The 214-nt window shown below is 52.8% G+C and carries 1 pseudogene; it reads left to right on the top strand.

The features are described 5' to 3' along the window. Nucleotides 1–214: pseudogene (gene tuf / locus UTM25_RS22690) on the top strand (elongation factor Tu); the annotation flags it as partial.

Genomic DNA, 214 nt, shown 5'->3' with positions numbered 1-214 from the left:
GCTGTCTCAGTACGATTTCCCTGGCGACGATACTCCAATCGTTCGTGGTTCTGCTCTGAAAGCGCTGGAAGGCGACGCAGAGTGGGAAGCGAAAATCATCGAACTGGCTGGCTTCCTGGATTCTTACATCCCAGAACCAGAGCGTGCGATTGACAAGCCATTCCTGCTGCCAATCGAAGACGTATTCTCCATTTCCGGTCGTGGTACCGTTGTT

This window comes from Enterobacter sp. 61D5 (assembly GCF_034107965.1).
Lineage (GTDB): Bacteria > Pseudomonadota > Gammaproteobacteria > Enterobacterales > Enterobacteriaceae > Enterobacter > Enterobacter cloacae_M.
This window is presented reverse-complemented; position numbering and strand designations above follow the sequence as displayed.